The sequence below is a fragment of the Polaromonas sp. LjRoot131 genome, from assembly GCF_964252805.1.
Classification (GTDB): domain Bacteria; phylum Pseudomonadota; class Gammaproteobacteria; order Burkholderiales; family Burkholderiaceae_C; genus Polaromonas.
Window position 1 is genome coordinate 113,488 of sequence record NZ_CAXUPF020000006.1, and the last position, 19,095, is coordinate 132,582.

Genomic DNA, 19,095 nt, shown 5'->3' on the forward strand with positions numbered 1-19,095 from the left:
GAGTGTGAATGTGAGGGTGTAAAGCCGGGATTTCAGCTTTTCTGGGTGGCCAGCAGATAGTTGACACTGGTGTCGGCACTGAGCCAGTAGTGGCGCGTCAGCGGGTTGTACTCCATGCCGCGGGTCTGCTGCAGCGACAACCCCGAGGCACGGCAGTAGCCGGCCAGTTCGCTGGGCTTGACCAGCTTGGCGTACTCATGGGTTCCGCGGGGCAGCATGTTCAGCACGTATTCCGCGCCCACGATGGCAAACAGAAAGGCCTTGGCATTGCGGTTGATGGTGGAGAAAAACACATATCCACCGGGTTTGACCAGTGCCGCGCAAGCTTTGACGATGGACGAGGGGTCGGGCACGTGCTCCAGCATTTCCATGCAGGTGACGACGTCAAAACTGCCCGGCTGCTCGGCCGCCAGCGCCTCGGCGCTGATTTCCCGGTATTGCACGCCCTCGGTCTGGGCTTCCAGCGCGTGGAGCTGGGCGACTTTCAGCGCTTTGGTTGCCAGGTCTATGCCCAGGACCTCGGCGCCTTTGCGGGCCATGGAATCGGCAAGGATGCCGCCGCCGCAACCCACGTCCAGCACGCGCCGCCCCTTGAGCGGAACCTGGCCGTCAATCCAGCCCAGGCGCAGCGGGTTAATCTGGTGCAGGGGGCGAAATTCGCTTTCCGTATCCCACCAGCGGTGGGCAAGGTCGGAGAATTTGGCCAGTTCGGCGGGGTCAAAGTTATCGCTTGTAGACATGAGGCATTATCGTTGAGGCATAAAAAAACCGCGCCTGAGCGCGGTTTTTGAAGCGATCCCGAAGGATTACTTGTTGGCGCGGGTACCAACCACTTCGATTTCGACGCGGCGGTTCTTGGCGCGGCCTTCGGCGGTCTTGTTGTCAGCAACTGGCTGTTTCTCGCCCTTGCCTTCAGTGTAGACGCGGTTTTTCTCGATGCCCTTGGACACGAGATATGCCTTGACGGCTTCCGAACGGCGAACCGACAGCTTCTGGTTGTAAGCATCGCTGCCCACGGAGTCGGTGTGACCCACGGCGATGATGACTTCCAGGTTGATGTCCTTGATCTTGCCGACCAGGTCATCCAGCTTGGCTTTGCCTTCTGGCTTGATCACAGACTTGTTGAAGTCAAAGAAAGCGTCAGCAGCGTAGGTAACCTTCGTTGCGGCAGGAGGAGCAACCACAGGAGGAGGAGCCGGACGCGCTGGCTGGCCAGCGACTGGAGGAGCAGCAGGAGCCATCGCAGGGGCAATTGCGCCATCGCAACCAGGCGCTGCGGTAGCAGGCGTCCAGTTAGCATCGCGCCAGCACAGTTCATTGGTTCCGTTTTTCCAGACCAGTTCGCCGTTGCCGTTTTTCCAGTTGTCGATCGTTTGTGCACCAGCGGCGGTAACAAGCGCTGCGGAAGCAAACAACATTGCCACTTTGTTGAGTTTCTTCATGGTTCTCCTCTAGAGAAAAGCCGCAGACTTGCTGCGATTAGTAATTTACACGCCGTGAGTGACCATCACTCAAAGCGTTACATCGATTGTGCCACACCTGCCTCAACCTTCAAGCACGCTATCGGCTTCGTCTGACACAGACATAAGATTCTTGAGCATTTGTTGCTGTCCCGCCACAAGTAGGCGCTTTAAACTCAAGCCTTAAAATCGCTGGCTTTCCTCAAGAATCTCGAAATCCCAACCAGGCCGCTCATGACCCAGTTCGCTAAAGAAACCCTGCCCATCAGTCTTGAAGAGGAAATGCGGCGCAGCTATCTCGATTACGCCATGAGCGTGATCGTGGGCCGGGCCCTCCCCGATGCCAGGGACGGCCTCAAGCCCGTGCACAGGCGCGTGCTGTACGCGATGCACGAACTGAACAACGACTGGAACCGGCCTTACAAGAAGTCGGCCCGTATCGTCGGCGACGTGATCGGCAAATACCACCCGCACGGCGACCAGTCGGTCTACGACACCATCGTGCGCATGGCCCAGGACTTCTCGCTGCGCCACCTGCTGGTCGACGGCCAGGGTAATTTCGGTTCCGTGGATGGTGACAACGCGGCCGCCATGCGGTATACGGAAATCCGCCTGTCAAAAATCGCCCACGAACTGCTGGCCGACCTGGACAAGGAAACCGTCGATTTCGGCCCCAACTATGACGGCAGCGAACAGGAGCCGCTGGTCATGCCGACCCGGTTGCCCAATCTGCTGGTCAACGGCTCCGGCGGTATCGCGGTGGGCATGGCGACCAACATCCCGCCCCACAACCTCAATGAAGTGGTCGACGCCTGCCTGCACATGCTGAAGAATCCGGAGGCCTCCATCGACGAACTGATGGAGATCGTGCCGGCGCCGGACTTCCCCACGGGCGGCATTATTTACGGCATCAACGGCGTCAAGGACGGCTACCGCACCGGCCGCGGCAAGGTGGTGATGCGCGCCAAATGCCACTTCGAGGACATCGACAAGGGCCAGCGCCAGTCCATCATCATTGACGAACTGCCCTACCAGGTCAACAAAAAGACGCTGCAGGAGCGCATGGCCGAGCTGGTGCACGAGAAAAAAATCGAAGGCATCAGCCACATCCAGGACGAAAGCGACAAATCCGGCATGCGGCTGGTCATCGAGCTCAAGCGCGGCGAAGTGCCCGAGGTGGTGCTGAACAACCTGTACAAGCAGACCCAGCTGCAGGACACCTTCGGCATCAACATGGTGGCGCTGGTCAACGGCCAGCCCAAGCTGTGCAACCTGAAGGACCTGGTCCAGGTCTTCCTCTCGCACCGCCGCGAAGTGGTGACGCGCCGCACGGTGTTCACGCTGCGCAAGGCGCGCGAGCGCGGCCATGTGCTGGAAGGCCTGGCAGTCGCGCTGGCCAACATCGACGACTTCATCGCCATCATCCGCAACGCGCCCACGCCGCCCGTGGCCAAGGCCGAATTGATGCTGCGCCCCTGGGACAGCAGCCTGGTGCGCGAGATGCTCACCCGCACGCGCGCCGACGGCGGCATCGTCAACGCCGACGACTATCGCCCCGACGGCCTCGAGAAGGACTTCGGCATGGGCAGCGACGGCCTGTACCGGCTGTCGGAAACCCAGGCCCAGGAAATCCTGCAGATGCGCCTGCAGCGCCTGACCGGCCTGGAGCAGGACAAGATCGTCGCCGAATACAAGGAAGTCATGGCCGAGATCGACGACTTGCTCGACATCCTGGCCAAGCCCGAGCGTGTCTCCATCATCATCGGCGAGGAGCTCTCCGCGATCAAGCTGGAGTTCGGCCAGACCAAGCTGGGCGCGCGGCGCAGCCACATCGAGCACAGCTCCTTCGACCTCAGCACCGAAGACCTGATCACACCCACCGACATGGTGGTGACGCTTTCGCACACAGGCTATATCAAGAGCCAGCCGCTGTCGGAATACCGGGCGCAAAAACGCGGCGGCCGCGGCAAGCAGGCCACCGCCACCAAGGACGACGACTGGGTCGATCAGCTGTTTATCGCCAACACGCACGACTACATCCTGTGCTTCTCCAACCGCGGCCGGCTCTACTGGCTCAAGGTCTGGGAAGTTCCCGCGGGGTCGCGTGGCTCCCGTGGCCGGCCGATCGTGAACATGTTCCCGCTGCAGGAAGGCGAAAAAATCACCGTGGTCCTGCCGCTGACCGGTGAAAAGCGCAGCTTCCCGGCCGACCAGTACGTCTTCATGGCCACCTCCATGGGCACCGTGAAGAAGACCGCCCTCAACGAGTTCAGCAACCCGCGCAAGGCCGGCATCATCGCCGTGGACCTGGATCCGGGCGACTACCTGATAGGTGCGTCGCTGACCGACGGCAAACACGACGTGATGCTGTTCAGCGACGGCGGCAAGGCCGTGCGCTTCGATGAAAACGACGTGCGCCCCATGGGCCGCAACGCGCGCGGGGTGCGCGGCATGATGCTTGAAGATGGCCAGGGCGTGATCGCCATGCTGGTGGCCGAGGACGAGCAGCAAAGCGTGCTGACGGCCACCCAGAACGGCTTCGGCAAGCGCACCTCCATCACCGAATACACGCGCCACGGCCGCGGCACCAAGGGCATGATCGCCATCCAGCAAAGCGAACGCAACGGCAAGGTCGTGGCCGCGACGCTGGTCCACGTCGACGACGAGATCATGCTGATCACCGACAAGGGCGTTCTGGTGCGCACGCGCGTCAGTGAAATCCGTGAGATGGGCAGGGCTACACAGGGTGTTACGCTGATCGGCCTGGATGAGGGCTCACAATTGAGCGGCCTGCAGCGCATCGTCGAAAACGATGCCACGCTGGACGATATCGACAACGACAACGACACCGGCACTGACGCCTCCAACACCGAAAGCAATTGATGAAGAAACTGATCACCGCCCTCGCGATCGCCGGCATGGCCTGCAGCGCCGCCGTCTACGCCCAGACCGATCCCAAAACCGAACTGGCCAAAAAAGTGGTCACCCTGCAGCAAGGCCCCGAGCTCGACCGTCTGGTAGGCCAGCTGGCGGGCAGCACGGCCCAGGAGCTGATCATGAAATGGGGCCCCCAGCTGGAGGCCAACGTCCCCAAGGCCAAGCAGAAGAAAGCCTCGGAAGACCTCAACGCCGAACTCAAGAAGTACGCTGACGACGCCAGCCAGTTGATCGGCAAGCAGGTCAGCAAGGTCAGCACCGAGTCGCTGGTGCCCGCCTACGCGGAGCGTTTCACGCTGGAAGAGCTGCAGCAGATCGCCGCCTTCTTCGAATCCCCCGCCATCAAAAAATACCAGGCCACCGCGCCTGAACTCGGCAATGTCTTCGTGCAGAAGCTGGTCGAGGCCTCGCGCACCGACGTGGTGGCGCGCATCAAGCAGTTCGACGAGGCCGCGGTAAAGATCGTCGGTACCGCCCCTGCCCCCGGAGCGGCCAAGCCACCCGCGAAGAAATGACCCGTCCCTTCAATTTTTCCGCCGGCCCTGCCAACCTCCCCGAGGAGGTCCTGCAGCAGGCGGCGGGCGAAATGCTGGACTGGCAGGGCAGCGGCATGAGCGTGATGGAGATGAGCCATCGCGGCAAGGAATTCATCTCCATCTATGAGGCCGCCGAAGCCGATTTCCGCGAACTCATGGCCGTTCCGTCCCACTTCAAGATCCTGTTCATGCAGGGCGGCGGGCTGGCCGAGAACGCCATCGTCCCCCTGAACCTTTCGCGCGGGCGTTCCGCTGATTTTGTGGTGACCGGCAGTTGGAGCGACAAGTCGCAAAAAGAAGCGCGCAAGTACTGCGACGTGCAGGTCGCCGCCAGCAATGCGGACAACGGGCACACGCTGCTGCCTTCGCCTTCGAGCTGGAAGCTGCGGCCGGACGCGGCCTATGTGCACCTGTGCACCAACGAAACCATCAACGGCGTGGAATTCCACAGCCTGCCCGACCTCAAGGCACTGGGAAGCGACGCACCCCTGGTGATTGACTTCTCGTCCCACGTGGCCTCCCGGCCCGTCGACTGGTCCCGCGTCGGCCTGGCATTCGGCGGGGCGCAGAAAAACCTCGGCCCCGCCGGCGTGACGCTGGTGGTCATCCGCGAGGACCTGCTCGGCCACGCCTTGCCGGCCTGCCCCAGCGCCTTCGACTACAAGACGGTCGCCGACAACCAGTCGATGTACAACACGCCGCCCACCTACGCCATCTACATCGCGGGCCTGACCTTTCAATGGCTCAAGCGCCAGAAAGAGGGCTCGGCCACCGGCATCGCGGCCATGGAAAAACGCAACCTCGCCAAGGCGCAGCTGCTTTACGACGCGATCGACGGTTCGCAGTTCTACCTGAACAAGGTCGGCAAGGATTGCCGCTCGCGCATGAACGTGCCTTTTTTCCTGCGCGACGAGTCGCGCAACGACGCTTTCCTGGCCGGCGCCAAGGCCGGCGGGCTGCTGCAGCTCAAGGGCCACAAGTCGGTAGGCGGCATGCGCGCCAGCATCTACAACGCCATGCCGCTCGCCGGTGTGGAGGCGCTGGTGGCGTACATGCGAGAATTCGAACAAAAACACGCCTAGGATGAAATACCCCCATGCCCGCCGCGTTCACTGCCCCTGAGGGGGTGTTCAGTGCATCTGGCGCGGCCGGACGGCCCCTGATATGACTGCCAACCTTGCTGATTTACGCGTCCAGATCGACGCCCTGGACAGGGAACTGCTTGCCCTGCTGAACCGCCGTGCCCAGGTCGCCGAGCAGGTGGGCGAGGTCAAGAAACGCGAAGGCACGCCCTTCTTCCGCCCCGACCGGGTGGCCCAGGTGATCGAGCAGATCCAGCAGGCCAACCAGGGCCCGCTCAAGAACGAGCACGTCGCCGCCGTCTGGCGCGAAATCATGTCGGCCTGCCTGGCCCTCGAGTCCCCGGTGCGCGTCGCCTACCTGGGCCCCGCCGGCACCTTCAGCGAGCAGGCGGCACTGCAGTTTTTCGGCGCCAGCATCGAGCACGTGCCTTGCGTCAGCATCGACGAGGTTTTTCGCGCCACGGCGGCCGGCAGCGCCAGCTACGGCGTCGTGCCGGTGGAAAACTCCACTGAAGGCGTGGTGTCGCGCTCGCTCGACCTGTTCCTGAACTCCCCCCTGCACATCGTCGGCGAAATCAGCCTCATGGTGCGCCACAACCTGCTGCGGCTTTCGGAGTCCCTGGACGGCATAGAAGCCGTCTATGCCCACCCCCAGGCGCTGGCCCAGTGCCAGGGCTGGCTGACGACGCACCTGCCTAATGTGGATCGCCGCACGGCCTCCAGCAACGCCGAAGGCGCGCGGCTGGCCACCACCAACCCGGCCTGGGCCGGCATTGCCGGCGAACGCGCGGCCACCCAGTTCGGCCTTTACACAGCGGCCCACGCCATCCAGGACGACGCTTTCAACCGCACGCGTTTTGCCGTGGTCTGCCTGCCGCAGACACTGCCCTCCCCGCCCGCCTCCGGCAAGGATTGCGTCAGCCTGGTGGTGTCCGTGCCCAACCGCCCCGGCGCCGTGCACGACATCCTGATGCCGCTGAAGGCCCACGGCGTCTCCATGACCCGCTTTGAATCGCGCCCGGCGCGCTCCGGCCAGTGGGAATACTACTTTTACATTGACCTGCAAGGTCACCCGTCCCAAGACCATGTCAAAGCCGCGCTGGCCGATCTGCAGCAGCTGTGCGCCTTTTACAAGGTCCTTGGAACCTATCCCATCGGCGACTAATGCAACGACTCACAAACCTCCTGGTGCCACGACATGTTTGAACAATTAGGTCTCATTGGATGCGGCCTGATGGGTGGCTCTTTCGCGCTGGCGCTCAAACGCGCCGGCCTTGTCAAGCGCGTCGTCGGCTACAGCAAATCCCCCTCCACCACGGAGCGGGCGCGCCAGATGGGCGTGATCGACGTGGAGGCACCCTCGGCGCTGCTGGCGGTCTCGGGCGCCGACATCGTGCTGCTGGCCGTGCCGGTTTCCGCGACCGAGGCCACCTTCAAGGCGATCCGCCACCTGGTCGGCCCCAACACGCTGATCATGGACGTCGGCTCGACCAAACGCGACGTGGTGGATGCCGCCCGGCGCGTGCTGCGCGACAACGTCGGCTCCTTCGTGCCCTGCCACCCGATCACCGGCAAGGAAGTCTCGGGTGTCGAGCATGCCGACGTGGACCTGTATGCCGGCAAGCAGGTCATCCTGACGCCGATTGAACGCACTTTCACGGTCCAGCTCCAGAAAGCCGTCGACGTCTGGACCGCCCTGGGCTGTCACGTCCTCAAGATGTCGCCCCAGTCGCATGACGCGGCCTACGCCGCCGTCAGCCACCTGCCGCACCTGATCGCCTTCGCCCTGATCAACGGCATCACCGGGCAGGAACACGGCAAGGACTACATGTCGCTGGCCGGCCCGGGCTTTCGGGACTTCACGCGCATCGCCGCCAGCGACCCAAAAATGTGGCGCGACATCCTGATCGCCAACCGCGAAGAACTGCTGGCCCAATCCAAAATTTTCCAGGAAACCCTGCAGTCGCTCGAGCAGCTGATTTCCAGCAGCAGCGGCGACGCCCTGGAAACCATGATCGAGCAGGCCAGCGAGACCCGGGCCAACTGGCGCATCTCCTCGCAAAAATCGCACAAATAATCCGCGGTCCATGTTCGATACCGAGTTCCTGGACATTCCGCCTCTGAGCAGCGCGGGCGGCACTGTCCGCCTGCCCGGCTCCAAAAGCATTTCCAACCGCGTGCTGCTGCTGGCCGCCCTGAGCCACGGCGACACCACGGTGCACGACCTGCTCGCCTCCGACGACACCGCCGTGATGCTGGCCGCGCTGAGGCAGCTCGGCTGCACCGTCACGCAGGACGGCAACACCGCCGTCATCAGCGGCCTGGGCGGCAAACCCGTCCAGAGCCCGGCCAAGCTGTTCATGGGCAACGCCGGCACGGCCATGCGCCCCCTGACGGCGGCCCTGGCCCTGCTGGGCGGCGAGTTCGAGCTGTCCGGCGTTCCGCGCATGCACGAAAGACCCATAGGCGACCTGGTCGACGCGCTCCGGCAACTGGGCTGCGCCATCGACTACCTCGGCAACGAAGGCTTTCCGCCGCTGCGCCTGCGCCCCGGGCAGCTCCAGTTGCAAGAACCCATACGGGTGCGCGGCGACGTGTCCAGCCAGTTCCTGACCGCCCTGCTGATGGCCCTGCCGCTGGTCGCCAGACAGGACATTCGCATTGAAGTGGTCGGCGAGCTGATTTCCCGGCCCTATATTGAAATCACCCTCAAGCTGCTCCAGCGCTTCGGCATAGACGTCCGCCGCGAAGGCTGGGAACGCTTCACCATCCCCGCCGGCAGCCGCTACCAGTCGCCGGGCGAGATCCATGTCGAGGGCGACGCCTCGTCGGCCAGCTATTTCATCGCGCTGGGCGCTATCGCGGCCGCGGCCCCCGGGCATACCGGCATCGAGATCCTGGGCGTGGGCGCGGCCTCCATCCAGGGCGACATCCGCTTCGTCGAAGCCGCCGAAATGATGGGCGCTCGGGTTGCGAGCACCCCCAACTCGCTGCGCATCTCGCGCGGCGCCTGGCCGCTCAAGGCCATAGACCTGGATTGCAACCACATCCCCGACGCCGCCATGACATTGGCCGTGATGGCTCTGTACGCCGACGGCACCACCACCCTGCGCAACATTGCCAGCTGGCGCGTCAAGGAGACCGACCGCATCGCCGCCATGGCCTGCGAGTTGCAAAAGTTCGGCGCCGTGGTCGAGGAAGGCGCCGATTACCTCAAGATCACCCCACCCGCCCTGTGGACGACAGGCGCCATCCATACCTATGACGACCACCGCGTGGCCATGTGTTTTTCGCTGGCGGCCTTCAACCCGGCGCAGTTGCCGGTGCGCATCCTGGACCCGAAGTGCGTGGCCAAGACCTTCCCCGACTACTTCGAGGCCCTGTTTGAGGTGGCGCAGACCAGCGCCCCCCACATTCCCGTCATCTGCATTGACGGCCCAACCGCCTCCGGCAAGGGCACGCTGGCGGCCCTGGCGGCCCACCGACTCGGCTACCACTACCTGGATTCCGGTGCGCTCTACCGCCTGAGCGCCCATGCCGCGGCGCTGGCCGGTGTCTCCCTGGACGACGGGCCCGGCGTGGCGCGCGTGGCACGCACCATGCCGGTGCACTTTCAGGGCGACCGAATCTTCCTCGGGCCGCAGGACGTATCCGACGCCATCCGCACCGAAGCCGCCGGCATGGCCGCCTCCCGGGTGTCGGCCCATCCCGAGGTCCGCGCCGCCCTGCTGGAGCTCCAGCACAGCTTTCGCAAGCTGCCCGGCCTGGTCGCTGACGGCCGGGACATGGGAACCGTCATCTTCCCCGACGCACCGCTCAAGGTTTTCCTGACGGCCAGCGCCCTGCACAGGGCCGAGCGCCGGCATAAGCAGTTGATTTCAAAGGGAAATTCGGTTACAATCGCCGAGATTCAGCAGGATCTTGAGGCACGCGATGCGCGCGATTCGTCGCGAAAAGCAGCCCCTCTGAAACCCGCTGATGACGCCAAACCGCTGGACAACTCCTATCTCTCGATTGAAAAATCGGTGGACCAGGTGATTGAATGGTGGCAAGGCACCCGGCCCTTCTGACCCCCGACGCGCAGCCTGCGCTTGGGTCAGCAGGTTCATCAACGTAACCCGCGGCCTCACAGACGTCTGGCCGCAAAACACCGCCGCAAGCAGCTATAAAAACAATGGCAATCCCGCTATTGGAACCCTGTTGTGTGGACTAGGAAAATCATGTCTGAATCTTTTGCCGACCTATTTAACGAATCGCTCCAGCGCTCTGAAATGCGCACCGGTGAAGTCATCACCGCTGAAGTCGTTCGCATCGACCACAACCACGTCGTCGTCAACGCCGGACTGAAGTCCGAGGCCTATGTGCCGCTCGAAGAATTCAAGAACGACCAGGGCGAACTCGAAGTCCAGGTCGGCGATTTTGTCTCCGTGGCCATCGACTCCGTCGAAAACGGCTATGGCGACACCCTGCTGTCCCGCGACAAGGCCAAGCGCCTGGCTTCGTGGATGAGCCTGGAAAAAGCCCTGGAATCCGGCGAATTTGTCACCGGCCAGACCAGCGGCAAGGTCAAGGGCGGCCTCACCGTCCTCGTCAACGGCATCCGCGCTTTCCTGCCCGGCTCGCTCATCGACACCCGACCCATCAAGGACTTGTCTCCGTACGAGAACAAGACCATGGAATTCAAGGTCATCAAGCTCGACCGCAAGCGCAACAACGTGGTGCTGAGCCGCCGCGCCGTGGTCGAAGCCAGCATGGGCGAAGAACGCGCCAAGCTGATGGAAACCCTGAAAGAAGGCACTGCCGTCAAGGGCGTCGTCAAGAACATCACCGAATACGGTGCCTTCGTTGACCTCGGCGGCATCGACGGCCTGCTGCACATCACCGACATGGCGTGGCGCCGCGTGCGTCACCCAAGCGAAGTGGTGACGGCTGGCCAGGAAATCGTTGCCAAGATCCTGAAGTTCGACACCGAAAAGAACCGTGTCTCGCTGGGCCTGAAACAAATGGGCGACGACCCTTGGATGGGCGTGAACCGCCGCTACCCCCAAGGCACGCGCCTGTTCGGCAAGATCACCAACATCGCCGACTACGGCGCGTTCGTTGAACTCGAACCCGGCATCGAAGGCCTGGTCCACGTGTCCGAAATGGACTGGACCAACAAGAACGTTGCTCCTAGCAAGCTCGTAGCCTTGGGCGACGAAGTCGAAGTCATGGTCCTCGAGATCGACGAAGACAAGCGCCGTATCAGCCTGGGCATGAAGCAGTGCAAGGCCAACCCATGGCAAGAGTTCGCGCAGGAAACCAAGCGCGGCGACCGCGTCAAGGGCCCGATCAAGTCGATCACCGACTTCGGCGTCTTCGTGGGCCTGGCTGCCGGCATCGACGGCCTGGTGCACCTGTCCGACCTCTCATGGAACGAACCCGGTGAAGCCGCCGTTCGCAACTACAAAAAGGGCCAGGAAGTGGAAGCCATCGTGCTGGCCGTCGACGTCGACCGCGAGCGCATCTCCCTGGGTATCAAGCAGCTGGATTCCGATCCGTTCACCACGTTCGTGTCGATCAACGACAAGGGCGCAATCGTGACCGGCAAGGTCAAGACCGTTGATGCCAAGGGCGCTGAAATCGACCTCGGCGAAGACATCATCGGCTACCTGCGCGCCAGCGAAATCAGCCGTGACCGCGTTGAAGACGCGCGCAACGTGCTGAAGGAAGGCGACGAAGTCTCCGCAGTCGTGGTGAACGTGGATCGCAAGACCCGCAACATCCAGCTGTCGGTCAAGGCCAAGGACAACGCCGACCAGCAGGAAGCCATGGCCAACCTGAGCCAGCAGTCTTCCCGCGAAAACGCCGGTACGACCAGCCTGGGCGCCCTGCTGCGCGCCAAGCTGGACAACAACGAAAAGTAAGGCAACCGTGCAGCGGTGTGATGCGCCTCCGGGCGGGTCGCATCGCTGTGCAGCTACTTGATCCATGACTCGAAGCGACCTTGTCGAAGAACTGGCGGCCCGATTCAGCCAGCTGACGCACCGCGACGCCGAATATGCCGTCAAGACGATTCTTGATGCCATGAGCGACGCGCTGGTGCGCGGCCACCGCATTGAAATCCGGGGTTTCGGCAGCTTCTCCATCAACCGGCGCCCGCCTCGCATGGGGCGCAACCCGCGTTCCGGCGAGAGCGTGGCCATCCCGGAAAAACGGGTGCCGCACTTCAAACCCGGGAAGGCACTGCGCGAAGCCGTCGATGCCCGGACCCAGGAATTGCTGGCGGTCACGGAATCCAAGTAAACTGGTTCACGGTCTTTCTGGTTTCCCTCGGTGGGCTGGCTACAATCGCCAGACCACCCGGGGGATTACCAAGTGAAATACCTCATGTGGCTGCTTAAAGCAGCCATTTTTTTTACGCTCTTCGCTTTCGCACTGAATAACCAGCAGACGGTTTCGGTGTATTTCTTTTTTGGCACCATGTGGCAAGCACCCCTGGTGCTGGTTGTGCTGGCTGCCTTTGCCTGCGGGCTGGCGCTCGGCATATTTGTCATGATGCCGCGCTGGTGGAAAAAACGCAGGTCGGCGAAACACACCTCCTCCGGCGGCCCCCATACCGTGACCGACGATCCCTCCACGCTCCACCATGGAATTTGACTTCACCTGGGTCTTGCTCGGGTTCCCGATTGCCTTCACGCTCGGCTGGCTGGCCTCACGCCTGGACTTGCGGCAACTGCGCATCGAAAACCGCCAGGCGCCCAAGGCTTATTTCAAGGGCCTGAACTTCCTGCTCAATGAGCAGCAGGACCAGGCCATCGACGCCTTCATCGAGGCGGTGCAGAACGATCCCGACACCTCCGAGCTTCACTTCGCCCTGGGCAACCTGTTTCGCCGCCGCGGCGAGTACGAGCGCGCCGTGCGCGTGCACGAACACCTGATGTCGCGCGGCGACCTCACGCAGCCCGAGCGCGACCGCGCCCAGCACGCCCTGGCGCTCGACTTCCTGAAAGCCGGACTGCTGGACCGCGCCGAGGCCGCCCTGCGCAGGCTGGAAGGCACACCCTTTGAAGAAGAGGCCCGCCTGGCCTTGCTGTCCATCTACGAGCGCTCACGCGACTGGGGCAATGCCACTGAAATCGCCGCCCGCCTCGGCAGTTCCAGCCACGGCAGCTTCAGCGCCCGCCAGGCGCACTATTTGTGCGAGCAGGCCGGCGCCTCCGTCGCCGCCGGCGACACCACCCAGGCGCTCAGCGCCCTGCAGCAAGCCATCGCCATGGCGCCGGCCCTGGCCCGCCCCCTGATCGACCTGGCGAAACTGCAAAACCAGCTCGGCCGCACGCAGGATGCCCTGCAAACCCTGCTCAAACTCGAAAAAACCGCGCCGCAAGGCCTGCTGCTCGCCGCCGGCCTGCTGGCCAACATCGCGCAGGCCGGCGGCCAGGAAGCCACGGCGCTGGAACTGCTCAAGGCCAGCTACGCCAACGTGCCGTCCATCGATCTGATCGAAGCCATCGTCAAGCTCGAGAAAGACCCGGCCACGGCGCGGCAATGGTATGTGAAGCACCTGGAGCGCCAAGCCTCCCTGGTCGCGGCCGGCAAGTGGATCGCCGGCGAAAAGCTGCAGGACGAGCAGCACCACGCGCTGGTCCAGCGCGCCCTCGACCAGGCCACCAAGCCCCTGATGCGCTACCGCTGCGCCGCCTGCGGTTTTGAGGCCACACAGCATTTCTGGCACTGCCCGGGCTGCCAGGCCTGGGACAGCTACCCGACACGCCGAATAGAAGAATTATGAACACCCCATGGAGGCTTCGCCTCCTCCCCCTTGCAGGGGCAACAGCTGTGGCCCGGCAAAGCCGGTTCCACGCTGTTACTTGCTTAAGAGCAGACATACATGACCGTTTCAACCCTATCTCCTGAAAAAATCGCCAAAGCCCGCGTCCTCGTGGTCGGAGACGCCATGCTGGACCGCTACTGGTACGGCGCGGTGGACCGCATCTCGCCTGAAGCGCCGGTGCCCGTGGTGCGTGTCACGCGCACCGAAGAGCGCATAGGCGCCGCGGCCAACGTGGCCTACAACATCGTCACGCTGGGCGCGCAGGCTTCGCTGCTGAGCGTGGTGGGCGACGACGAAGCCAGCCACCAGCTCGAAGCGCTGGTGGCCAAGACCGGCATCACGCCCTATTTCGGCCGCGACGCCCAGCTCAAGACCACCGTCAAGCTGCGTGTCATCGGCCGTCAGCAGCAGCTGATACGCCTGGATTTCGAGAACACACCGGAAAACGAGGTGCTGGCCTCGCAGTCCGCCACCTTCGAAAAACTGCACACCGAACACGATGCGGTGCTCTTCTCCGACTACGGCAAGGGCGGCCTCGCGCACATCGTGCTGATGATCGCCCAGGCCCGTGCCGCCGGCAAGGTGGTGCTGGTCGACCCCAAAGGCTCGGACTACGCGCGCTACAAAAACGCCAGCGTCATCACGCCCAACCGCGCCGAACTCGAACATGTGATCGGCGCCTGGAGCAGCGAAGCCGACCTGCGCGCCAAGGCCCATAACCTGCGCACCGCGCTCAACCTGGAAGCCCTGCTGCTCACGCGCAGCGAAGAAGGCATGACCTTGTTTGACGCCGAGGGTGAGCTCAACGTCCCCGCGGTGGCGCGTGAGGTGTTCGACGTGACAGGCGCCGGTGATACCGTGATCGCCACGCTGGCCGCCATGGCCGCCACCGGCATGCGCCTGCGCGACGCCGTGCCGATCGCCAACCGCGCGGGCGGCATCGTGGTCGGCAAGTTCGGCACCGCCACCGTCAATTACGGCGAGCTGTTCGCCGCGCACTGAACCAAAGCGCACACCAGCGCAAGCCAAGGATTCACCATGAAAATCGTAGTCACCGGCGCCGCCGGTTTCATCGGCAGCAACATCATCAAAGGCCTCAACGCCCGCGGCATCGACGACATCATCGCCGTCGACGACCTGACACACGGCGACAAGTTCCGCAACCTGGCCGACCTGAAGATCGCCGACTATGTCGACGCCGACGACTTCTACGACCTGTTTTCCGAAGGCGCCTACGGCCAGGTCGAGGCCGTGTTCCACGAAGGCGCCTGCAGCGACACCATGGAAGCCGACGGCAAGTACATGATGGACAACAACTACACGCTGTCCTGCGAGTTGTTCCATGCCTGCCAGGACCAGGGCACGCGCCTGCTGTACGCCTCCTCGGCCGCCACCTACGGCGGCTCCGACACATTCACCGAGTCACCTGAATTCGAGCGCCCGCTCAACGTCTACGGCTACTCCAAGCTGCTGTTCGACCAGCGCATGCGGCGCGAGCTCGGGGCCCGTTTTGAAAACGCCGCCACCCAAGTCGCGGGCTTTCGCTACTTCAACGTCTACGGCCCGCGCGAACAGCACAAGGGCCGCATGGCCAGCGTCGCCTTCCACCAGTTCAACCAGTTCCAGGCCGAAGGCAAGGTCAAGCTTTTCGGCGAATACGGCGGCTACGGCCCGGGCGGCCAGATGCGCGACTTCATCTTCATCGACGACGTGGTGGCCGTGAACCTCTGGTTCTTCGACAACCCCGGCAAGTCCGGCATCTTCAACCTCGGGACCGGCCGGGCCCAGCCTTTCAACGACGTGGCCCTGTCCGTCGTGAACACCCTGCGCAAAGGGCAGAACGCCGCGGCGCTGAGCCTCGAGGAAGCCGTGCGCGGCGGCCTGATCGACTACATCGCCTTCCCGCCCGCGCTGGTCGGCAAATACCAGAGCTACACCCAAGCCGACCCGCGCGCCCTGCGCGCGGCGGGCTGCGATCACGTCTTCGCCGACGTGCAGACAGGTGTGACGGCTTACATGCAGGCCCTGAGCGCCGCCGCGGGCTAAGGCCACACCCTGGTGCCTCACTAGGGTTTTCCTGGCCTGAAAGCCCACAGGGGCCGTCAACGCCGCCTCCCACAGGCCGTTATGAAGAAGACATCCTTCTTCACAAGGATGGATCACGTGCTTTCACATCAATCCAATCTTTGGGGAGTCTTCTCATGTTCAAGAAAATACTGGCCTTCGTCGCCGCCATGTACATGGCCGTGTCGTTTGCCGCCGTTGACGTCAACAAGGCCACCGCGGCCGACCTCGACGGTATCAAGGGCATAGGCCCCGCCACTTCGAAGCAGATCCTTGCCGAACGCAAGAAGGCCGAGTTCAAAAACTGGGAAGACTTCATGGCCCGCGTCAAAGGTGTCAAGGAAAAGCGCGCGGCCGAATTTTCCGCCGCAGGCCTGACGGTAGGCGGCGCTGCCTACACCGGCGCGGGCGCCGCGAATGCCAAGGCAAAAGCCAAGGCCGAAGTCAAAGCGGATACCAAGGCAGACAGGAAAACCGACAAGCCCGTGACTGAAAAAGCCAAGGATGCCGCGGTGGCCACCAAGGACGCCGTCAAGGGCGCAGCCGTCGCCACCAAAGACGCCGTGAAAGAAACGGCCAAGGATGCCAAGGCAGCCGTGACGTCCAAGAAAGAAACCAAAGCCGAAGTCAAGGTGGAGGCCGCCAAGCCCGCCGCAAGCGCCGCCAAAAAGTAAACCGGCCTGCGCTCTCCCAAAACCCGCCTTGCGCGGGTTTTTTCTTGTGGCTACACCAAGGCGATCAGGTCGGTCACCCCCACCGTGCCGCCGGCCTGCGTGACCAGCGTGCTCACCTGGCCTCGGTGGTGCGTCTGGTGATTGAAAAAATGCGTGATCGCCTTCCAGGCCACATGCTCGCGTTGCACGCCTTTTGAATTGGCATAGCGCATGGTGAGTTGCGGGTAGGCGTCCGGCATATCGGCGGTCCATTGCTCGATGGCGGCGTCCAGCTGCACGCGTTTTGCCTTCAGTTCCGCCCAGCCCTCAAACAGCACCATGTCCAGTGTGTAGGCCTCAGGCATGTCCAGCACATCCGGGCCCAGCGACGCGAAAGGCATGCCGTTGTCCGCCCCGCATTGTGCGAAGCGCCTGAGCCAGACCTGGTCAGCCAGCACCAGGTGGCCCAGCGTGTGGTGGATGGAGCCGAAAAAAGCGCCGCGCTGCTGCTTGCGCGCTTCATCCGTCAACGCCTCGCAGGCCTCGTACAGGCGCTCGTTGATCCAGCGGTTGTAGCGGGCCATAAGGCGGTAGTTGTCGCAAAATTCAGGGGTCATCGAAGGCGCTCCAGGAAGAGGTGGCGGCCGGCATGCCGTCACGGGCTCCCGGTATTTTGCATCTGCTTTGAGCGCAGGCGCGGCAGGCATCCTCCCCGGCGGGTAGGATGGTGGCGCCATGAAAGAACGCCTGTTCCTGCGCCTTGCCGACGACAGCACCTGCGGCCCCGAGACCACGGTGCCCGCCGCCACGCTGCGGGCCTTCCCCGTGAGTGCGCCGCTGCGCGGCCATGTCTCCCAGGTCCTCGCCTACCGCGAGACGCTGCCCGCGGGTGAAACCGTGACGGAACGGGTGCTGCCGGACGGCGCCGTGCGCCTGATGTTCGACTTTGCCGACTCTCCGGCTAGCGGGCCTGCGGTACGCGTTGCGGGCGCCTCGACCTCACCCACCGTCCTGCAACTCAGCGGCCGCATAGAGGGCCTGTCCGTGGCTTTGCAACCCGGCGCGGCGGCCGCGCTGCTGGGCCTGCCGGCCGGCGAGATTGAAGGCCAGGCCCTGCCCTTGCAGGCACTCTGGGGCACGGAGGTTTCCACCCTGGCGGCGCGAATGGCCGAAGCCGGTAGCGATGCTGCACGCGCCGCGCTGCTGATAGCCGCCCTGCGGCGCCGCCTTGCGAGGGACGCCTCACTGCACCAGCAAAGAGCCCACCATGCCGCGCGCCTCGTAGCCGGCGCGCAGGGCCGGCTTTCCCTGCGGCAGGCCGCTGCCGCCGTCAACGTCGGCGAGCGCCGCCTGCAGCAGCTGTTCTTCGAGCATGTGGGCCTTTCCTTCCGCGCCTGGGCCCGCTTGTCGCGGCTGCACGCCTGCCTGCGCCTGATCCGGCAACAGGCCGCGCCCGCCTGGGCCGAGGTCGCCGTGGACGCCGGTTTTTACGACCAGGCACACCTGGCCAATGAATTTCGCGCGCTGTGCGGGCTGTCACCGACCTTGTTCCTGCGGCGCGGCATTGCGCAATCTTCCAAGACATGCGATTGACGCACGGCTATCTTCTCGTCTGAGTGCAACACACACAAAAAGGCGACCCATGGAACAAGACAGCAAATACAGCCCACCCGATCTCAAGAACTGCGTGGCGGTGGTGACCGGCGCCAGCCGGGGCGCGGGCCGCGCCATCGCGGTGGAACTGGGCGCCGCGGGCGCGACGGTTTACGTCACGGGCCGCAGCACACGCGGCCACCCGGCACAGTCCTACGGAAAGCTGCTGGCGCTGTCCAGCCTGCCGGTTGTGCCCGGCACCATAGACGACACAGCCGACGAGGTCAGCCGCAGGGGCGGCAGAGGCATTGCGCTGCCCTGCGACCACACGAAGGAGGAAGACGTCGCGCGCCTCTTCGCACGCGTGCAGGACGAGCAAGGCCGGCTGGACCTGCTGGTCAACAACGCCTGGGGCGGCCATGAAACATTCGACGGCGTGTTCGACGCCCCCTTCTGGGAGCGCGGCATGGAGCACTGGGACAGCATGATGGACCGCGGCCTGCGCAACCACCTGCTGTCCAGCCGCCTGGCCGTTCCGCTGATGCTGCGGCAAGGCAAAGGCCTGCTGGTCACGACGACGTTCTGGGACCGCGGCCATTACCTCAAGGGCAACCTGTTCTACGACATGGCCAAAGCCGCCATGACACGCCTGGCCTTCGGCATGGCAGAAGAGTTGCGCCCACGCGGCATCGCCTCGCTCGCCGTGTCACCGGGCTGGATGCGCACCGAATTCGTCCTGACCGGCCACCAAACCGACGAAGCGCATTGGCAAGAGCGGCCCGCACTGGCGCGCACCGAGTCGCCGCACTACCTGGGCCGTGCCGTGGCCGCTCTTGCGGTTGACCTGGCCGTGATGGACAAGAGCGGCGGCGTGCACCTGGTGGCCCACCTGGCGCGCGAATATGGTTTCACCGACATAGACGGCCGACAGCCAGCAGCTTTCGAGATGTAGCG

18 protein-coding genes are annotated in these 19,095 nt (G+C 63.8%); 15 read left to right on the top strand and 3 right to left on the bottom strand.

The genetic code is table 11. From position 1 onward, the window contains the following. Positions 1-32: 32 nt before the first annotated feature. Together ubiG and ompA are read right to left on the bottom strand one after the other, a co-directional pair. Positions 33-740, bottom strand: a complete 708-nt coding sequence (gene ubiG / locus ACSQ27_RS22580) for a bifunctional 2-polyprenyl-6-hydroxyphenol methylase/3-demethylubiquinol 3-O-methyltransferase UbiG (protein ID WP_436157735.1) — start codon at positions 738-740, stop codon at positions 33-35. Between the two features lie 66 nt (positions 741-806). After that, positions 807-1,442, bottom strand: coding sequence for an outer membrane protein OmpA (ompA, locus tag ACSQ27_RS22585; RefSeq protein WP_436157736.1), 636 nt, complete (start codon positions 1,440-1,442; stop codon positions 807-809). Between the two features lie 252 nt (positions 1,443-1,694). Here ompA and gyrA point away from each other — a divergent pair, with 252 nt between their 5' ends. From gyrA to ACSQ27_RS22650, 13 genes are all read left to right on the top strand, one after another. Further along, positions 1,695-4,343 carry a DNA gyrase subunit A gene (gyrA, locus tag ACSQ27_RS22590; RefSeq protein WP_436157737.1) on the top strand — a complete coding sequence of 883 codons (2,649 nt, stop codon included), beginning with the start codon at positions 1,695-1,697 and terminating at the stop codon, positions 4,341-4,343. Further along, positions 4,343-4,912 (top strand): DUF2059 domain-containing protein, encoded by a 570-nt coding sequence (locus ACSQ27_RS22595; protein WP_436157738.1) that lies wholly within the window; start codon positions 4,343-4,345, stop codon positions 4,910-4,912. Before gyrA ends, ACSQ27_RS22595 begins: the two co-directional genes overlap by 1 nt. After that, positions 4,909-6,015 (top strand): 3-phosphoserine/phosphohydroxythreonine transaminase, encoded by a 1,107-nt coding sequence (gene serC / locus ACSQ27_RS22600; protein ID WP_436157739.1) that lies wholly within the window; start codon positions 4,909-4,911, stop codon positions 6,013-6,015. Before ACSQ27_RS22595 ends, serC begins: the two co-directional genes overlap by 4 nt. Positions 6,016-6,097: 82 nt before the next feature. Beyond that, positions 6,098-7,180 carry a prephenate dehydratase gene (gene pheA, locus ACSQ27_RS22605; protein WP_436157740.1) on the top strand — a complete coding sequence of 361 codons (1,083 nt, stop codon included), beginning with the start codon at positions 6,098-6,100 and terminating at the stop codon, positions 7,178-7,180. 33 nt (positions 7,181-7,213) lie between these two features. Continuing rightward, the gene (locus ACSQ27_RS22610) at positions 7,214-8,092 is read left to right on the top strand and encodes a prephenate dehydrogenase (RefSeq protein WP_436157741.1); all 879 of its coding nucleotides are present in this window, start codon (positions 7,214-7,216) and stop codon (positions 8,090-8,092) included. A gap of 10 nt (positions 8,093-8,102) precedes the next feature. Continuing rightward, positions 8,103-10,085 (top strand): bifunctional 3-phosphoshikimate 1-carboxyvinyltransferase/cytidylate kinase, encoded by a 1,983-nt coding sequence (locus ACSQ27_RS22615; RefSeq protein ID WP_436157742.1) that lies wholly within the window; start codon positions 8,103-8,105, stop codon positions 10,083-10,085. Positions 10,086-10,235: 150 nt separating this feature from the next. Next, positions 10,236-11,921: a 30S ribosomal protein S1 gene (gene rpsA / locus ACSQ27_RS22620; RefSeq protein WP_007869489.1), complete on the top strand. Its 1,686-nt coding sequence runs from the start codon at positions 10,236-10,238 to the stop codon at positions 11,919-11,921. Positions 11,922-11,985: 64 nt separating this feature from the next. After that, positions 11,986-12,300 carry an integration host factor subunit beta gene (locus ACSQ27_RS22625; protein WP_436157743.1) on the top strand — a complete coding sequence of 105 codons (315 nt, stop codon included), beginning with the start codon at positions 11,986-11,988 and terminating at the stop codon, positions 12,298-12,300. Positions 12,301-12,372: 72 nt separating this feature from the next. After that, the gene (locus tag ACSQ27_RS22630; RefSeq protein WP_411878847.1) at positions 12,373-12,654 is read left to right on the top strand and encodes a LapA family protein; all 282 of its coding nucleotides are present in this window, start codon (positions 12,373-12,375) and stop codon (positions 12,652-12,654) included. Continuing rightward, the gene (lapB, locus tag ACSQ27_RS22635) at positions 12,644-13,789 is read left to right on the top strand and encodes a lipopolysaccharide assembly protein LapB (RefSeq protein WP_436157744.1); all 1,146 of its coding nucleotides are present in this window, start codon (positions 12,644-12,646) and stop codon (positions 13,787-13,789) included. The genes ACSQ27_RS22630 and lapB overlap by 11 nt, the downstream gene beginning before the upstream one ends. Positions 13,790-13,888: 99 nt before the next feature. Continuing rightward, entirely contained in the window at positions 13,889-14,833 is a 945-nt protein-coding gene (gene rfaE1, locus ACSQ27_RS22640) for a D-glycero-beta-D-manno-heptose-7-phosphate kinase (protein WP_436157745.1), read from the top strand. Between the two features lie 36 nt (positions 14,834-14,869). After that, positions 14,870-15,877: an ADP-glyceromanno-heptose 6-epimerase gene (gene rfaD, locus ACSQ27_RS22645; protein WP_436157746.1), complete on the top strand. Its 1,008-nt coding sequence runs from the start codon at positions 14,870-14,872 to the stop codon at positions 15,875-15,877. Positions 15,878-16,032: 155 nt separating this feature from the next. Continuing rightward, positions 16,033-16,569, top strand: coding sequence for a ComEA family DNA-binding protein (locus tag ACSQ27_RS22650; protein WP_436157747.1), 537 nt, complete (start codon positions 16,033-16,035; stop codon positions 16,567-16,569). Between the two features lie 50 nt (positions 16,570-16,619). On the opposite strand, the gene ACSQ27_RS22655 is transcribed toward ACSQ27_RS22650, so the two are convergent. Beyond that, complete coding sequence (locus ACSQ27_RS22655; protein ID WP_436157748.1) at positions 16,620-17,165, bottom strand: DinB family protein; 546 nt, start codon at positions 17,163-17,165, stop codon at positions 16,620-16,622. A 118-nt stretch (positions 17,166-17,283) separates the two neighbouring features. Here ACSQ27_RS22655 and ACSQ27_RS22660 point away from each other — a divergent pair, with 118 nt between their 5' ends. Next, the gene (locus ACSQ27_RS22660) at positions 17,284-18,141 is read left to right on the top strand and encodes a helix-turn-helix domain-containing protein (RefSeq protein ID WP_436157749.1); all 858 of its coding nucleotides are present in this window, start codon (positions 17,284-17,286) and stop codon (positions 18,139-18,141) included. A 49-nt stretch (positions 18,142-18,190) separates the two neighbouring features. Beyond that, a complete protein-coding gene (locus ACSQ27_RS22665; RefSeq protein ID WP_436157750.1) occupies positions 18,191-19,093 on the top strand; it encodes an SDR family oxidoreductase in 903 nt (300 codons plus the stop codon). Positions 19,094-19,095: the final 2 nt, after the last annotated feature.

Excerpts from the sequence above, each read along its gene's own strand:
- ubiG (WP_436157735.1), bottom strand. The coding sequence starts at position 740 with ATGTCTACAAGCGATAACTTTGACCCCGCCGAACTGGCCAAATTCTCC.
- ompA (WP_436157736.1), bottom strand. The coding sequence starts at position 1,442 with ATGAAGAAACTCAACAAAGTGGCAATGTTGTTTGCTTCCGCAGCGCTT.
- gyrA (WP_436157737.1), top strand. The coding sequence starts at position 1,695 with ATGACCCAGTTCGCTAAAGAAACCCTGCCCATCAGTCTTGAAGAGGAA.
- ACSQ27_RS22595 (WP_436157738.1), top strand. The coding sequence starts at position 4,343 with ATGAAGAAACTGATCACCGCCCTCGCGATCGCCGGCATGGCCTGCAGC.
- serC (WP_436157739.1), top strand. The coding sequence starts at position 4,909 with ATGACCCGTCCCTTCAATTTTTCCGCCGGCCCTGCCAACCTCCCCGAG.
- pheA (WP_436157740.1), top strand. The coding sequence starts at position 6,098 with ATGACTGCCAACCTTGCTGATTTACGCGTCCAGATCGACGCCCTGGAC.
- ACSQ27_RS22610 (WP_436157741.1), top strand. The coding sequence starts at position 7,214 with ATGTTTGAACAATTAGGTCTCATTGGATGCGGCCTGATGGGTGGCTCT.
- ACSQ27_RS22615 (WP_436157742.1), top strand. The coding sequence starts at position 8,103 with ATGTTCGATACCGAGTTCCTGGACATTCCGCCTCTGAGCAGCGCGGGC.
- rpsA (WP_007869489.1), top strand. The coding sequence starts at position 10,236 with ATGTCTGAATCTTTTGCCGACCTATTTAACGAATCGCTCCAGCGCTCT.
- ACSQ27_RS22625 (WP_436157743.1), top strand. The coding sequence starts at position 11,986 with ATGACTCGAAGCGACCTTGTCGAAGAACTGGCGGCCCGATTCAGCCAG.
- lapB (WP_436157744.1), top strand. The coding sequence starts at position 12,644 with ATGGAATTTGACTTCACCTGGGTCTTGCTCGGGTTCCCGATTGCCTTC.
- rfaE1 (WP_436157745.1), top strand. The coding sequence starts at position 13,889 with ATGACCGTTTCAACCCTATCTCCTGAAAAAATCGCCAAAGCCCGCGTC.
- rfaD (WP_436157746.1), top strand. The coding sequence starts at position 14,870 with ATGAAAATCGTAGTCACCGGCGCCGCCGGTTTCATCGGCAGCAACATC.
- ACSQ27_RS22650 (WP_436157747.1), top strand. The coding sequence starts at position 16,033 with ATGTTCAAGAAAATACTGGCCTTCGTCGCCGCCATGTACATGGCCGTG.
- ACSQ27_RS22655 (WP_436157748.1), bottom strand. The coding sequence starts at position 17,165 with ATGACCCCTGAATTTTGCGACAACTACCGCCTTATGGCCCGCTACAAC.
- ACSQ27_RS22660 (WP_436157749.1), top strand. The coding sequence starts at position 17,284 with ATGAAAGAACGCCTGTTCCTGCGCCTTGCCGACGACAGCACCTGCGGC.
- ACSQ27_RS22665 (WP_436157750.1), top strand. The coding sequence starts at position 18,191 with ATGGAACAAGACAGCAAATACAGCCCACCCGATCTCAAGAACTGCGTG.